The 14,808-nt window shown below is 70.3% G+C and carries 15 protein-coding genes; 11 read left to right on the top strand and 4 right to left on the bottom strand.

Features of this window, described 5'->3' with window-relative positions; translation table 11 throughout:
• Positions 1-14 precede the first annotated feature (14 nt).
• Positions 15-749, bottom strand: a complete 735-nt coding sequence (locus QO011_RS36360; protein ID WP_307283602.1) for an ArsR/SmtB family transcription factor — start codon at positions 747-749, stop codon at positions 15-17.
• Between the two features lie 116 nt (positions 750-865).
• On the opposite strand from QO011_RS36360, the gene yddG reads away from it, so the two are divergent.
• Positions 866-1,831, top strand: coding sequence for an aromatic amino acid exporter YddG (yddG, locus tag QO011_RS36355; protein WP_307283599.1), 966 nt, complete (start codon positions 866-868; stop codon positions 1,829-1,831).
• Here the strand turns inward: yddG and QO011_RS36350 are convergent.
• Positions 1,786-2,670 (bottom strand): LysR substrate-binding domain-containing protein, encoded by an 885-nt coding sequence (locus tag QO011_RS36350; RefSeq protein WP_307283596.1) that lies wholly within the window; start codon positions 2,668-2,670, stop codon positions 1,786-1,788. The two genes, yddG and QO011_RS36350, sit on opposite strands and share 46 nt — an antisense overlap.
• Positions 2,671-2,847: 177 nt before the next feature.
• Between QO011_RS36350 and QO011_RS36345 the strand changes: the two genes are divergently transcribed.
• Both QO011_RS36345 and QO011_RS36340 read left to right on the top strand, forming a co-directional pair.
• Complete coding sequence (locus tag QO011_RS36345; protein WP_307283593.1) at positions 2,848-3,624, top strand: class I SAM-dependent methyltransferase; 777 nt, start codon at positions 2,848-2,850, stop codon at positions 3,622-3,624.
• A 68-nt stretch (positions 3,625-3,692) separates the two neighbouring features.
• Positions 3,693-4,340, top strand: coding sequence for a glutathione S-transferase family protein (locus QO011_RS36340; protein ID WP_307283589.1), 648 nt, complete (start codon positions 3,693-3,695; stop codon positions 4,338-4,340).
• Positions 4,341-4,649: 309 nt separating this feature from the next.
• Here QO011_RS36340 and QO011_RS36335 read toward each other — a convergent pair whose 3' ends face one another.
• Positions 4,650-5,126, bottom strand: a complete 477-nt coding sequence (locus tag QO011_RS36335; RefSeq protein WP_307283587.1) for an Lrp/AsnC family transcriptional regulator — start codon at positions 5,124-5,126, stop codon at positions 4,650-4,652.
• 101 nt (positions 5,127-5,227) lie between these two features.
• Here QO011_RS36335 and QO011_RS36330 point away from each other — a divergent pair, with 101 nt between their 5' ends.
• Together QO011_RS36330 and QO011_RS36325 are read left to right on the top strand one after the other, a co-directional pair.
• On the top strand, positions 5,228-6,130 hold the full coding sequence (locus QO011_RS36330) for an EamA family transporter (RefSeq protein ID WP_307283584.1): 903 nt from the start codon (positions 5,228-5,230) through the stop codon (positions 6,128-6,130).
• Between the two features lie 26 nt (positions 6,131-6,156).
• Positions 6,157-7,086, top strand: coding sequence for a DMT family transporter (locus QO011_RS36325; RefSeq protein ID WP_307283581.1), 930 nt, complete (start codon positions 6,157-6,159; stop codon positions 7,084-7,086).
• An 18-nt stretch (positions 7,087-7,104) separates the two neighbouring features.
• Here the strand turns inward: QO011_RS36325 and QO011_RS36320 are convergent, their stop codons facing one another.
• Positions 7,105-7,947, bottom strand: coding sequence for an IclR family transcriptional regulator (locus tag QO011_RS36320; protein ID WP_307283579.1), 843 nt, complete (start codon positions 7,945-7,947; stop codon positions 7,105-7,107).
• Positions 7,948-8,077: 130 nt separating this feature from the next.
• Here QO011_RS36320 and QO011_RS36315 point away from each other — a divergent pair, with 130 nt between their 5' ends.
• The 6 genes from QO011_RS36315 (at position 8,078) to QO011_RS36290 (ending at position 14,799) form a co-directional block, all read left to right on the top strand.
• Complete coding sequence (locus QO011_RS36315) at positions 8,078-9,808, top strand: IlvD/Edd family dehydratase (protein WP_307283576.1); 1,731 nt, start codon at positions 8,078-8,080, stop codon at positions 9,806-9,808.
• A 7-nt stretch (positions 9,809-9,815) separates the two neighbouring features.
• Complete coding sequence (locus QO011_RS36310; protein WP_307283573.1) at positions 9,816-10,592, top strand: SDR family NAD(P)-dependent oxidoreductase; 777 nt, start codon at positions 9,816-9,818, stop codon at positions 10,590-10,592.
• Between the two features lie 109 nt (positions 10,593-10,701).
• Positions 10,702-11,736: an ABC transporter substrate-binding protein gene (locus QO011_RS36305; RefSeq protein ID WP_307283570.1), complete on the top strand. Its 1,035-nt coding sequence runs from the start codon at positions 10,702-10,704 to the stop codon at positions 11,734-11,736.
• A gap of 290 nt (positions 11,737-12,026) precedes the next feature.
• Positions 12,027-13,127 carry an ABC transporter ATP-binding protein gene (locus tag QO011_RS36300; protein WP_307283568.1) on the top strand — a complete coding sequence of 367 codons (1,101 nt, stop codon included), beginning with the start codon at positions 12,027-12,029 and terminating at the stop codon, positions 13,125-13,127.
• Positions 13,124-13,990, top strand: coding sequence for an ABC transporter permease (locus QO011_RS36295; RefSeq protein WP_307283565.1), 867 nt, complete (start codon positions 13,124-13,126; stop codon positions 13,988-13,990). The genes QO011_RS36300 and QO011_RS36295 overlap by 4 nt, the downstream gene beginning before the upstream one ends.
• Positions 13,990-14,799 carry an ABC transporter permease gene (locus tag QO011_RS36290; RefSeq protein ID WP_307283561.1) on the top strand — a complete coding sequence of 270 codons (810 nt, stop codon included), beginning with the start codon at positions 13,990-13,992 and terminating at the stop codon, positions 14,797-14,799. Before QO011_RS36295 ends, QO011_RS36290 begins: the two co-directional genes overlap by 1 nt.
• The last annotated feature ends 9 nt before the right edge of the window (positions 14,800-14,808 follow it).

Raw genomic sequence — 14,808 nt, 5'->3', positions numbered from 1 at the left:
ACGCTTCAGGTCGGTCAGGGCGCGCGGGTCCGCGCCCCTTCGCCGACCGCTGATCGGCCGTCCCGGCCGATCAGCCATTCGAGGGCGTCCGCCCCCGAAGGGGTCAGCTGGACCGCCCGGGTGGCGGCGTTGCGCTCGATCCAGCCCGCCTTCCGGCAATGCTCGCACAGGACCGCCCCGAGCAGGCCGCCGAGATGGGAATGACCATGCTCGCTCCAGTCCGGACACGCGAAGGCGAAGCGCCGCCTCGTCCCGTCCCTGCCGGCCTCGTCCAGATCGATGCCGAGCCGCTGCAACACGCCATCGGCTGACGGCCCCGGCTCGATCGTGTCCCAGGCCTCCCGCGGCTCGGTGATGGCTCGCGCCGCGACCAGCCCCTGCAGCAGCGCCACCCCGAGCCGGCCGGCGAGATGGTCGTAGCAGGTGCGCGCCTGCACCAGCGCGCCCGTCGCCGGCAGGCTCGCCGGCTCCGCCTTGCCCAGCGCCGCCCAGGACAGCGCGTTGAAGAGCTCGGCGACCGCCGGCGAGGCCAGGCGATAGACGATCTGTCGCCCGGTCTTGTCCCCCAGCACCATGCCGCGCTCGCGCAGCAGCTTCAGGTGGTTCGACACGTTCGGCTGGCTCGCCCCGGTCAGGGCAACCAGCTCGGCGACCGAGGCCGGCCCCCATGTCAGGAAATGCAGGATCGTCAGGCGCACCGGATCCGCCAGCAGGCGGGCGATCTCGGCGGCAGCCTTGATATCATCCATCATTGACTCGTGATGTGTCATTGCGCTAGATCAACATATCACGACACGCTGATGCATGCATGTTGAACTCACGGGCTGCTCCAGCGAGCCGTCGTGGCAAGGAGGCACGGTTCCCCATGGCCCTTTCGCAGCGCGGCGCCACGCTCCTGGGCATGACCACCATCCTGCAATGGGGCGCCCAGGTCCTGATCTCCACCTATGCCGTCGCCTTCCCGCCGTTCCAGCTCATCGCCATGACCTTCTTCATCGCCTTCCTGGTGATGCTGGGAAAATGGCTCTGGAACGGCGACGACATGCTCCGCCATATCAGGCACGGCGCCGCCGTCTGGGCGATCGGCCTCGCCGGCCTGTTCGGCTATTATGCCCTCTATTACGTCGCGCTCCGGCATGCCCCCGCCGTCGACGTCGCGCTCCTGGTCAACCTCTGGCCGCTGCTGATGGTGCTCTTCACCGGCTTCCTGCCGGGCGAACGGCTGCGCTGGTATCACATCGCCGGGTGCCTGATCGGGGCCGGCGGGTCGGTGGTGCTGCTCGGACCGGCCGTCCTGTCCATGTTCGACGGCGCGCATCTCGCCGGCCAGCTGCTGGCCATCGCCTCCGCCATCGTCTGGGCGGCGTTCTGCGTGTCGAGCCGCGCCGTCGGCACCGTCCCCACGGATACCGTCGGCTGGTACTGCCTGGCGACGGCGGCCCTGGGGCTCGCCTGCCACGCCCTGTTCGAGGGCACGGTCGTCACGGTCGCCCCCTCCGCCTGGTGGGCGACCCTCGCACTCGGGATCGGTCCGGTCGGCCTTGCCTTCTTCGCCTGGGACATCGGGGTCAAGCGCGGCAATATCCGGCTGCTCGGCGTCATGGCCTTCTCCACGCCGATGATCTCGACGGCCCTGCTGATCGCCACCGGCCACGGCGTTCTCGACGCGCGGGTCGCCGTCGCCGCCCTGCTCATCACCGGCGGCACGCTGCTCGCCGCGCGCGAGGAGATCGCCAGCCTGGCGCGCAGCCGCGCACGCCCGCAAGGGGTCCGAAGCTCGCCGTCTCAGGAGCCCGGCGGCGCGGCGGCGAAATCCCGGGCCTCGTCCTGAAGCCACGCGCAGAACAGCGACGATTTCCGGTGGCGGCGCGCCCGCCGCAGCGCGACATAGTCCTGCCCGCTGGCGATGAAGCCGCGCGGCGCCGCCAGCCGGCCGGACCGGACATCGTCGGCGACGAACGGCCAGGGCGCGATGCAGACGCCGAGCCCGGCGGAGGCCGCCTCCAGCATGAAGTAGAAATGCTCGTACTCGATGCCCGGCGCATGGCCGCCCGGCGTGCCCGAGCGCGCGCACCAGTCCGGCCAGGCACGGCGCCGGGTCCGCGAATGCAGCACCGCGACACCCGCCAGGTCCCGGGGCGCCGACTGGGCCAGGGCCGGCGCCAGGACGGGGCCGGTCTGCTCGCCGAAGAGCGGGACGACCTCGGCCCCCTGCGGCCAGGGCCCGGCCCCGACGCGGATTGCCACGTCGAAGCCGTCGCGCGCGAAATCGACCGGCCTGGACGAAGAGGTCAGCCGGACCTCGATGCCGGGATGCGCCGCCTGGAACCGGTAGAGCCTCGGGATGAGCCAGCGCATGGTGAACGTGCCGGGGCAGGATACGTCGAGCGGACCGTCCGGCATGTCGGCCACCTGCCTGACGGCCATGTCGATCTGGTCGAAGGCCGACACCAGTCCGGAAAGCAGCCGCGTTCCAGCCTCGGTGAGCCGCAGCCCGTTCTTCGGCCCCTCGAACAGCGGCACGCCCAGGACGTTCTCCAGATGCTGCACCTGGCGGCTGACGGCGCTGTGCGTGACGGCCAGCTCGTCGGCAGCCAGCGTCATCCGCCCATGCCGGCCCGCCGCCTCGAAGGCACGCAGGGCGTTCAGCGACGGGATGCGGCGAGCCATGTGATTTTTCCGAACAATGCTTGTGCGATCTTATCGCTTTTCCCACTCTGTTCCACGGCGTTTATCGCGGCACGAGACCGGCGCGATTTTCCGGAACGGAACAAACGGGGAGACCGCGGGCCTGGGGCTTGCGCGCAGGGCCCCTCGCGCCGTCTCGCTCAAGCAGGAGATGCGACAATGCCCGACAGACACGACGACGGCAGCGCCGGCGACGCCGATTACGGCGCCATCGGCACCGGCTATACGAGATACCGCCAGCCCGACCCGCAGATCGCGGCGTTCATCCGGGCGGCCCTGGGCGAGGCCCGCACGGTCCTCAACGTCGGCGCCGGCGCCGGATCCTACGAGCCGGTCGACCGGGCCGTGACCGCGGTGGAGCCCTCCGCCTCGATGCGGGCGCAGCGGCCGGCCCATCTGCCGGCCGCCGTCGACGCCGTGGCCGAGGCCCTGCCCTTCGCCGACGGCAGCTTCGAGGCGAGCATGGCGACCTTCACCGTGCATCAATGGCCGGATCTCGAAGCCGGCCTCGCCGAGATGCGGCGGGTGACGCGCGGCCCGGTCCTGATCCTGACCTGCGACCCCGCGGCGCTGGACCGGTCATGGCTGGCCGCCTACGCGCCTGACATGATCGCGGTCGAAGCGCGCCGCTATCCCACCATGGCTGCCGTCGTCGAAGGCCTGGGCGGGGCCGCGCGGATCGTCCCGGTGCCGATCCCGCTCCACTGCACCGACGGCTTCAGCGAAGCCTATTACGGCCGCCCCGAGCGCCTGCTCGACCCCGGCGCCCGGCTGGCGAACTCGGCCTGGAGCTTCGTCGACCCGGCCGTGGGACGGCGCTTCGTGGACGAGCTCGGACACGACCTCGAGACCGGCGCCTGGGACCGGCGCTATGGCCACCTGCGCACCCAGCCGCAGTTCGAGGGCTCGCTGCGGCTCGTCGTCGACGGCGCCTGAGCCGGCCGCCGCCCTCGTAAGGCCGCATTGGTCGCCAACCAAGGCCCGCGGGCGAGAAGAGGCGAACGATGCTGAGGATCTGGGGGCGGCGCAATTCCTTCAACGTGCAGAAGGTGATGTGGCTCGTCGGCGAGCTCGGCCTCGCCCATGAGCACATCCCCGCCGGCGGCGCCCATGGCCTGCTCGACACGCCCGGCTTCCTCGCCATGAACCCGCACGGGCGCGTGCCGGTGATCGATGACGGCGGCACGATCGTCTGGGAATCCCACGCAATCCTGCGCTACCTCGCGGCGAGACACGGCGCGGACCGTTTCTGGCCCGCCGATGCCGGCGAGCGGTCGCAGGCGGACCGCTGGATGGACTGGGCCCAGACGGCGCTGCAGCCGGCCTTCCTGACAGAGGTTTTCTGGGGATTCTACCGCACGCCGGACCATCTGCGGAACTGGCCGGCGATCAACCGCGGCATCGAGCGATGCGCCCGATATTTCGAGCTCCTGGATCGCCGGCTGCAGGGCCGCGCCTATCTCTGCGGCGACAGCCTCAGCCTCGCCGACATTCCGGCCGGCACCGCGCTCTATCGCTATTTCGAGCTGGAGATCGAGCGCCCCGCCCTGCCGCAGGTCGAGGCCTGGTATCGGCGGCTGCAGGACCGGCCGGCCTATCGCCGGCACGTCATGATCCCGTTCGGGGATCTCGCCGGACGGCTCGACTATTGAGGAGCGGCTCGGAGACAAGGGAATCGACGCAGGCGCAGGCCCGATGCGGTCGAGCGAGACGCGACCTTGGTCGATGAGCCCGCGACGCTTGCCAATCCCCTCCCCCTTGCGGGGAGGGGTACGGGGTGGGGGTCCATCAGATTGGGGCGCTACACCGGTCGAAAGGCTCCGTGCTCGATTCTCGATCCGTCGAGGCGGGCCTCACGACCCCACCCCTTACCCCTCCCCGCAAGGGGGATTGGCGGGCGTCGCATCTCAAGTATTGAATCCCCGACGATGCCCAAACGAGGCCTCTCGGAGAGACCATCATCAGCCCTGGCTCCGCGGGATCGGCGGCAGGCGCCGCTTGACCGGGGAGGACTGGATGATCGCGGTGTTGGTCATCGCATAGGGGATGATCTGGTCGATCACCCCTTCCAGCTCGTCGACGGATCCGAGATGGACCCGGGCGATGAAGCAGTCCTCCCCGGTCACGCGGTCGCATTCGACGACCTCCGGCAATCCCTGCAGGATCTCCGCGACCTTGTGGAGCTGCCCCGGAACGGGCCTGATCCGTAGCCAGGCCGCGATCGGCAGGCCGAGCGCCTTCGGATCGATCGCCAGCGTGTAGCCCTCGATCACCCCGGCCTCCTCGAGGCGGGCGATCCGTTCCGACACGCTCGGCGGCGACAGGCCGACCGCGCGCGCCAGCTGGGCAAGGCTGGTCCGCGCGTCCCTGGCCAGGATATCGAGGAGGCGGGCATCGACGGCATCCAGCCCACCATTTTCGTATCGAAGGCGTTTCATCGGATCATCCTTTGATGTCGCGGCAATGCCACCGCGTCGGTGCCCTGATCCTCATATACCGCAGCCCGTCCGGCTCTCATACTGAAGGCTGGGAGAGCGGCATGACGCCTTCAGGATCAGGGTTCACCAAGATCGCCGGCTCGGCGCCGCCCCATGTCTGGTTCGGGGTGAGCGCGGTCTTTCATTATCTCGGCCCGTCCTTTGCCGTGCTGCTGTTCCCTGCCGTGGGCGTGCTCGGTGTCGCCTGGATGCGGATCGCCACCGCCGCGCTGGTCTTCGCGCCATGGACCAGGCCGTGGCGGACCATCAGCCGGGCGGACGGCAGGACGCGGCTCCTGCTGGCCGGCCTCGGCCTCTGCCTCGCCGTGATGAACACCGCGTTCTACCTCGCCCTCGATCGGCTGCCGATGAGCCTCGTCGCGGCGATCGAATTCGTCGGGACGATCGGCGTCGCCCTCTACGGCCTCAGGACCGCCCGCAACGTGGCGGCGCTCGGGCTCGCCGTGCTCGGCGTCTTCCTGCTGATCGACGTGCGATGGTCGAGCGATCCGGCCGGGCTGGCCTGGGCCTTCCTGAACGGCGCGCTGTTCGTCGGCTATATCGTGCTGGGCCACAGGATTTCCGAGGACGGCGCCAGCGGCGGCATCGAGCGGCTCGGGGCGGCGATGGCGATCGCCTTCCTCGTCATCCTGCCGATCGGAGCGATGCAGGCCGTGAAGGCGTTCGGCTCGCCGTCCCTGGTTCTCGCCGGCATCGGCGTCGGCCTCTGCTCGTCCGTCATCCCCTATATCTGCGACCAGATGGCGATGTCGCGGCTGCCGCGTGCCAGCTTCGCGCTCCTGCTGGCCTTGCTGCCGGCGACCGCGACCCTGGTCGGCATCCTCGTGCTGGCGCAGATCCCCGGCCTCCGGGACGTGGCCGGCGTGGCCCTCGTCATGGCCGGCGTCGCAATCCACAAGCCGGCGGCCGCGGAAGCGTCCGGCCGGCCGGCGCAGGCGGCATGACGGGGACGCCCGATGCGGAAGCCGTCGTGACCGCCGCCCCGCGCCGCGCGCCGGCATGGTCGGCGGGACTGGTCATGGGCAGCCTCGGCATGCTCGCCTTCAGCGGCACGCTTCCAGCAACCCGCGCGGCGGTCCCGGAATTCGGGCCGCTCATCCTCACGGCCGCACGCATCGGCATCGCCGCGCTGCTGGGCGCGCTGACGCTGCTCCTGGCCGGGCGCTGGCGCCCACCTGCGCCGCGCCATTGGCCCGGCATCGTCGCCATGGGTCTCGGATTGGCGGTCGGCTATCCCCTTTTCGTCGCCATGGCGCTGAAGGACGTTCCCGCCGTCCACGGCGCCGTCGTGGTCGGCCTGGCCCCGGCGGCGACGGCGGTGATCGCCGCATGGCGAACGGGCGAGCGTCCGCCGCCATCCTTCTGGATCGCATCCATCGCCGGGGTGGCCGCTGTCGCCGCCTTCGCGATTCGGCAGGGCGGAGGTCGCCTGCACCCGGCCGACGGCTGGCTCCTGCTGGCGCTGCTGAGCCTGGGGATCGCCTATGTCGAAGGCGGCCGGGTGTCGCGTGAGATCGGCGGCGTGACGACCCTGTCCTGGGCGATGATCGCCATGGTTCCCGTTGTCGCCCTGCCGGCCGCCGTCGCCATCGGCCGGCACGACTGGTCGGCGCCGATCCCGGAGGCGGCGTGGATCGGCCTCTGGTATGCCGGTGTCGTCAGCATGTTCCTGGGCTCCCTCGCCTGGTATCGCGGGCTGGCGGCCGGCGGCATCGCCCGCATCGGCCAGCTCAACCTGATGCAGCCGCTGGCCACGCTTGCCTGGTCGGCGCTCCTTCTCGGCGAGCAGGTGGACCGCTTCGCCGTGCTCTGCGCCATCGTCATCGTCGTCGCGATGGCGGTCTGCATCAGAAGCCGCGTGACGGGCCCGCCCGCGGCCGGATCGCCCGACACCCCGTAGCGAGGCCGGCGCGCGCTCTCAGCCCTCCGCCACCGCCGCCAGGGGCAGCCGCACCGTGGCTCGCGCCGCCCAGGCGTCGGCGGCTGTCGGGCCGCCGAGGGCGAGGGAGATCCGGTCGGCATGGCGCAGCAGCGCCCCGGCCAGCGGCGGGATCGCCTCGGGCGGCAGGAGCTGCTTCAGGGTCGTGACGCTGACGGCGCCGAGCGAGCGGCCGCCATGGCCGAAGATGCCGACGGCGACGCAGATGATGCCTTCATGGTCCTCCTCGTCGTCCACCGCGTAGCAGCAGGCGGCGATGCGGTCGAACTCGGCGCCGAGGGCGTCGAGCGTGGTCAGCGTCCGGGCGGTCTGCGCCTCGCAGCCCGCGCGCTCCAGGATGGCAAAAGCCTCGGCCCGGGGCAGCGAGGCCAGCAGCACCTTGCCGACGCCGGAGGAATGCGGCCGCTCGCGCCGGCCGAGCGCCGCGTCGAAGCGGATGGCGCCAGGCGCATCGACGCGGCCGACCACCACGGCGAAGCCGCCGTCCATCATCGCCACCCGCGAGGTCATGCCGATCTCCTGGGTCAGGTCGCGCAGGATCGGCATGGCGATGTCGGCGAGGCCGGTGCCGGAGACCGCGAGGTCGCCGAGCCGCACCAGGGTCATGCCGAGCCGGTAGCGCCGCGTCATGCCCTCGCCGATGTCGACGACCACGCCGCGCGCCAGCAGGGTGACGAGGATGGCGTAGGCGGCGGCCTTGGACAGGCCGACATCGCGGGCGAGATCCGTCAGCCGGGCCCCGGCCCGGCCGCTGGCGGCGATCGCCTCGATCAGGTCGAAGGCCCGCCCGAGGCTCTGCACCCGGTAGCGCTCGTCGCCCATCTCTCCCCCTCCCCGATCGCCCGGCCTGTGCCGCCACGGGACCGATTGACACCCAGCAAACAACGGGACTACGATCTTTGCAATACCAAACACTGTTTGGCAATACAAAACACATCCAGCAAGGTGAGCGATGGCAGACGAGCGACGCAAGCTGCGGTCCACCGCCTGGTTCGGCGGCTCCGGCAAGAACGCCTTCATGCATCGCAGCTGGATGAAGAACGAAGGCCATCCGCCCGACGTGTTCGACGGACGCCCGGTGATCGGCATCTGCAACACCTGGTCGGAGCTGACGCCCTGCAACGCGCATCTGCGCGGCCTCGCCGAGCACGTGAAGCGCGGCGTCTACGAGATGGGCGGGCTGCCGCTGGAATTCCCCGTCATGTCGCTGGGCGAATCCAACATGCGCCCGACCGCCATGCTGTTCCGCAACCTCGCCAGCATGGACGTGGAGGAATCGATCCGCGCCAACCCGATCGACGGCGTCATCCTGCTGGTCGGCTGCGACAAGACCACGCCGGCCCTGCTGATGGGCGCGGCGAGCTGCGACCTGCCGACCATCGCCGTGTCCGGCGGACCGATGCTGAACGGCAATTTCCGCGGCAAGCCGATCGGCTCGGGCACCCATGTCTGGAAGTTCTACGAGGACGTGAAGGCCGGCCGCATGTCGGTCGACGACTTTCTCGCCGCCGAGCAGGGCCAGAGCCGCTCGGCCGGCAGCTGCATGACCATGGGCACGGCCTCGACGATGGCCAGCATGGTCGAGGCGCTCGGCATCGCCATGCCCGACAACGCCGCCATCCCGGCGGTGGATTCGCGCCGGGCCATCCTGGCGCAGGAGGCGGGCCGGCGCATCGTCGCGCTGGTGCGCGAGGACGTGCGCATGTCGCAGATCCTGCGCCGCCCGGCCTTCGAGAACGCCATCCGCGTCAACGGCGCCATCGGCGGCTCGACCAATGCGGTCATCCATCTCATCGCCGTGGCGCGGCGCCTCGGCGTCGACCTCTCCCTCGACGACTGGGACCGGCTCGGCCGCGACGTGCCGACCATCGTCGACCTGATGCCATCGGGCCGATTCCTGATGGAGGACTTCTACTATGCCGGCGGCCTGCGCGCGGTGATGCGCGCGATGGCCGAAGCCGGCCTCATCCATGCCGACGCGCCGACCGTCGCGGGCCCGAGCATCGGCGAGATCATCCGCGATGCGCCCTCCTACAACGGCGAGGTGATCCGCAGCCTCGACGCCCCGCTGACGCCCCAGGGCGGCATCGCCGTGCTGCGCGGCAACCTCGCCCCCGGCGGCGCGGTGATCAAGCCCTCGGCCGCCACCCCGGCGCTGATGCAGCACACCGGCCGTGCCGTGGTGTTCGAGACCATCGAGCACTACTACGCCCGCATCGACGATCCCGCGCTGGAGATCGACGAGAGCTCGATCATGGTGCTCAAGAACTGCGGCCCGAAGGGCTATCCCGGCATGGCCGAGGTCGGCAACATGCCCCTGCCGGCCAAGCTCTTGCAGCGCGGCGTCACCGACATGGTGCGCATCTCCGACGCGCGCATGAGCGGCACCGCCTACGGCACCGTGGTGCTGCACACCGCGCCGGAGGCAGCCGCCGGCGGCCCGCTCGCCCTGGTGCGCGACGGCGACCTCATCACGCTCGACGTCGCCGGGCGGCGCCTGCATCTCGACGTCTCCGACGAGGAGCTCGCGGCGCGCCGGCGCGACTGGCGCCCGCCGGCGAACCCGGGCGCCACCGGCTACCAGAAGCTCTTCGTCGAGCATGTCCTGCAGGCGGACGAAGGCTGCGACTTCGACTTCCTCACCGGCCGGCGCGAGGCCGGCATCCCCCGCCATTCCCATTGAGGCGGCCATGGACACGGATTTCGTCAACGCGGCCTATCCCAGCCTGAAGGATCGCACCGTCTTCGTCACCGGCGGGGCCAGCGGCATCGGCGCCAGCCTGGTCGAGCATTTCTGCGCCCAGGGTGCGGTCGTCAGCTTCGTCGACCTGGCGGAGGAACCGGCGCAGCGCCTCGTGGCTTCGGTCGCGGCGGCGGGCCATCGCCCGCCGGCCTTCATCCCCTGCGACCTGCGCGACGTCGAGGCGCTGCAGCGGGCGGTCGCCGAGACCGCGGCGGCGCACGGGCCGATCCGCGTCCTGCTCAACAATGCCGGCAATGACGACCGGCACCGCACCGAGGACGTGACGCCGGCCTATTGGGACGACCGCATGGCGGTGAACCTGCGCCACCAGTTCTTCGCGGCGCAGGCGGTGCGGCCGCAGATGCGCGATGCCGGCGGCGGCTCGATCGTCAATTTCGGCTCGATCACCTGGATGGTCGGCGACCCCGACTGCCCGGCCTATGTCACCGCCAAGGCGGCGATATCGGGCATGACCCGGGCGCTGGCCCGCGAGTTCGGCCCCGAGCGCATCCGCGTCAACTGCATGATCCCGGGCTGGGTGATGACCGAGCGCCAGGTGACGCTCTGGCTCACCCCGGAGGGCGAGCGCCAGATCGCCGAGCGCCAATGCCTGCCCGACCGCCTCCACGCGCCCGACATCGCCCGCATGGCGCTGTTCCTGGCGGCGGACGACAGCCGCATGTGCACCTCGCAGAACTTCATCGTCGACGGCGGCTGGGTGTGACGGGGCGGCGGACATGCCGTGCCGTCCGGATGAACCGACAAACCTGCGAGAGCGCCAGCCGCGCCGTCGGCCAAGGCGCTCCCCACCCCACCAACAGAGGAGAACAGCCGTGATCGGATTGAAGCATCTCTCGTTGAAGCATCTTTTGGGCGCCGCCGCGCTCGCGGCCGGCCTGTGGGCCACGGCGGCCAGCGCCGAGACCCTGCGCGTCCTCGCCTGGGAAGGCTATGCCGACCCCGACTGGGTGAAGGACTTCACCAAGGAGACCGGCATCGACGTCAATGTCGTGTTCATCGGCAGCGACGACGAGATCTGGGCCAAGATCAAGGGCAGCGAGGGCAAGGACTTCGACGTCATGGCCGTCAACACGGCCCAGCTGCAGCGTTATATCGACGCCAAGCTGGTGACGCCCTGGGACCTCTCGGCCATTCCCAACCAGCAGGAGGTCTTGCCGCGCTTCCGTGACCTCGCCGCCATCAAGGGCGAGACCCGCGACGGCAAGGTCTACGGCATCCCCTTCTGCTTCGATTCCATCGGCCTGATCTACGATACGGACAAGGTCAAGCCCGCCCCGACCTCGATGTCGGTGCTGTGGGACCCGAAATACCAGGGCAAGGTGCTGGCCTATGACAATGGCGAGCACAATTTCTCCTTCACCGCCCTGACCATGGGCGTCGCCGACCCCTTCCACCTCTCGGCAGACCAGCTCGCCGCCGCCAAGGCCAAGCTGATCGACCTGAAGAAGAACGTGCTGAGCTTCTACACCACCGCCGATGAAGCCCAGCAGATCTACCAGAACAACGACGTGGCGCTGATCTGGGCCAATTACGGCCAGCAGCAGCTCAAGGCCCTGCAGAAGGTCGGCGCGCATGTCGCCTACATCAACCCGTCGGAAGGCGCCCTCTCCTGGCTCGACAACTGGGCGATGACCAGCGGCGTCAAGGACAAGGCCGCGGCGGAGAAATGGGTGAACTTCCTCCTGCAGAAGAAGATCGGCACCGCCCTCTCCGAGCGCACCGGCTTCGGCAACACGGTGGTGGCGAGCGCCAGCGCCAACGAGGGCGACAAGCTGGTCTGGCTCGACTCGGTGGAGGACCCGCTGAAGCGCTCGGACTTGTGGAACGAGGTCAAGGCCGCGCCGTGAGGGGGGCCCCGGCGCCGTCTCCTAGAGACGCGACGTTTGCCCCAGCGTCATGGGCGGACTTGATCCGCCCATCCACGCGACCACCGCGGGTACCGCAGCTGACGCCACGGCGTCGCCGCGAGGTCTGGCCAATACAGTGTTCGCGTGGATGGACGGGACAAGCCCGTCCATGACGGTGAGGTTCCAGCGCGATTGCTGCCGGCCCGGCCGGATTCCGGCCTAGTCTCGTGCACCGATCCCTCCCCGCCCCTCTCGCGGGCGGCTCCTTCTTCCATCTCCCCGGAGTGACGATGGCCGAGCCCGGCATCCTGCTCAGACTGCGGTCCGTATCGAAGTCCTACGGTTCGGTCGCCATCCTGCACGCCATCGACCTCGACGTGCGCGACGGCGAGTTCATCACCCTGCTCGGCCCCTCCGGCTCGGGCAAGACCACGATCCTGCGGCTGATCGGCGGCTTCACCGCCCCGTCCGGCGGCGAGATCCTGCTCGACGGGCGCGACATCGCCGGCGTGCCGATCAACCGCCGCCCGTTCAACACCGTGTTCCAGGACTACGCGCTGTTCCCGCACCTCACCGTCGAGGCCAATATCGGCTACGGCCTCGTGGTGCGCGGCACGCCGCGGGCCGAGATCGCCACCCGCGTCAGGGACGCCATCGAGCTGGTGCAGCTCGGCGGCCTCGGCCAGCGCTACCCCGCCCAGCTCTCCGGCGGCCAGCGCCAGCGCGTGGCGCTGGCCCGCGCCATCATCTGCCGTCCGCGCCTGATCCTGCTCGACGAGCCGCTCGCGGCGCTCGACGTCGAGTTGCGCCGGCAGATGCAGAGCTTCCTGAAATCGATCCAGACCGAGATCCGCACCACCTTCCTGTTCGTCACCCACGACCAAGAGGAGGCGATCGCCATGGCCGACCGGATCTGCGTCATGAATGCCGGGCGCATCCAGCAGATCGGCTCGCCGCACGAGGTCTATTACCGGCCGTCCTGCGAGTTCGTGGCGAAATTCTTCGGCGAGAACAACCTGATCCCAGGCACGCTCGGCCCGGTCGAGGGCACGCTGCGCAGCATCGAGACCGGCGTCGGACCGATCCTGTGCTCGGTCGAGGGCCAGCCCGCCATGGCGGCGGCGCCAGCCGGCAGCCGGGCCTTCGCCATGTGCCGGCCGGAGGCGATCGGCATCGGCGAGGCCGCGCCGGGCGAGAACCGCATCGCCGCCACCATCGGCCAGGTCGCCTTCGCCGGCGCCGCCACCATGGCGACCGCGACCGCCGAGCGCGACCCGGCCCTCTCCCTGCGCGCCCGCCTGCCGAGCCGGCCGGACGGCAGCGCCCTGACGCCGGGCGAGACGGTGACGCTGGCCGTCCCGGCCTCCGCCTGCCGCCTGGTGCCGGCATGAGCGCGCGCCCGGCCCCGAACCTGCCGGTCCCGGCCGCGCAATGGGCCACGACGGCGGCGGCCTACGCCGTGCCGGTCTGCTTCGTGCTGGCGCCGATGGCCCTGTTCCTCGCCACCAGCGTCTTCAGCGTCGACCATGGCGACATCGTCTATCGGCCGACGCTCGCCAACTATGTCCGCTTCTTCACCGATCCGCTGTTCCCGACGATCTTCTGGCGCACCTGCCTGCTCTGCCTGGCGGTGGCGGTGCTCTGCGTGCTGCTCGCCTATCCCGTCGCCTATTTCCTGACCACGCTGCGCGGCCGGCGGCGCTACGTGCTGCTGGTGCTGCTGCTGGTGCCGCTCCTGATGAGCTACGTCATCAAGATCTACGCCGTGCGCAGCATCCTCGGCGGCAACGGCATGCTCAATCGGGCGCTGATGGCGCTCGGCCTGATCGACCAGCCCTCGATGCTGTTCGTGTTCAACCTCAACGCGGTGCTGCTCACCCTCACCGTGCTGCTCATCCCCTTCGCGGTGCTGCCGATCTTCCTGTCGCTGGAGCGCATCCCGCAGGCCCTGCGCCATGCCTCGGCCGACCTCGGCGCCAGCGGCGCGCAGACCTTCTGGCGCATCACCGTGCCGCTCAGCCTGCCCGGCGCCGCCTCGGCGGCGAGCTTCGTCTTCGTGCTGGCCATCGGCGACTTCCTGACGCCGCAGATGGTCGGCGGCCAGTCCGGCTTCACCTTCGGGCGCATCGTCTACAGCCAGTTCGGCACCGCCTACAACTGGCCCTTCGGCGCCGCGCTCTCGGTCATCCTGGCCGTGACGGTCATCGCCGCGATCGCCCTCGGCGGCCGCTTCGGCCGGCAGGGGAGGCGCTGATGCGCCGCGCCGACCTCGCCGCCGCCGCGCTGCTCGCCGGCCTCACGACGATCGTCTTCGTGCTGCTCTACGGCCCGCTGATGGTGCCGATCCTGTCCTCGTTCTTCGCCGTCAGCCACGGCACCGTCGACTGGTCGCAGCCCACCCTGTCGGCCTATGCCGCGCTCACGGGCAACGAGAGCGTGCTGGCCGCGCTGTGGACGACCCTCGTCGTCGGCGCCTGCGCCGTCGCCCTGTCGGTCGCGATCGGCACGGGCCTGGCGCTCTACTATGCCTCGCCCATGGCGAAGGGGCGGGAATTCCTGCAGTTCCTCCTGTTCCTGCCCTTCCTGATGCCGCCGATCATCACCGGGCTGGCGCTGCTGATCTTCTTCCGCGAGATCGCCTTCGAGCGCTCGCTCGTCACCATCGTCATCGGCCACACCGTCTTCGTGCTGGCGCTGGTCTACCGCACCATCCTCACCCGCCTGCAATCGCTCAGCGCCAGCCTGGTGGAAGCCTCCTACGACCTCGGCGCCAGCGGCTGGCAGACCTTCCGCCTGGTGCTGCTGCCCAACCTGTCGAGCGCCATGGCCGGCGCGGCGATCCTCGCCTTCGCCCTCTCCTTCGACGAGACCATGATCACCCTCCTGGTCACCGGCACGCAGAGCACCCTGCCCGTCCGGCTCTGGGCGATGATGCGCCTCGGCTTCACCCCCGACATCAACGCCCTCGTGGCGCTGATCCTGTTCTTCACCACGGCCCTGTGCCTGGGGGCCGTGCGCTTCCTGATGCCGGCGAGCGCGCTCGCCGGCACGGAGCAGGGATAACCGCCAAGG

This window comes from Labrys wisconsinensis, assembly GCF_030814995.1.
GTDB lineage: Bacteria > Pseudomonadota > Alphaproteobacteria > Rhizobiales > Labraceae > Labrys > Labrys wisconsinensis.
The sequence above is the reverse complement of the archived record's forward strand: the minus strand, read 5'-3'. Positions and strand labels throughout refer to the sequence as shown.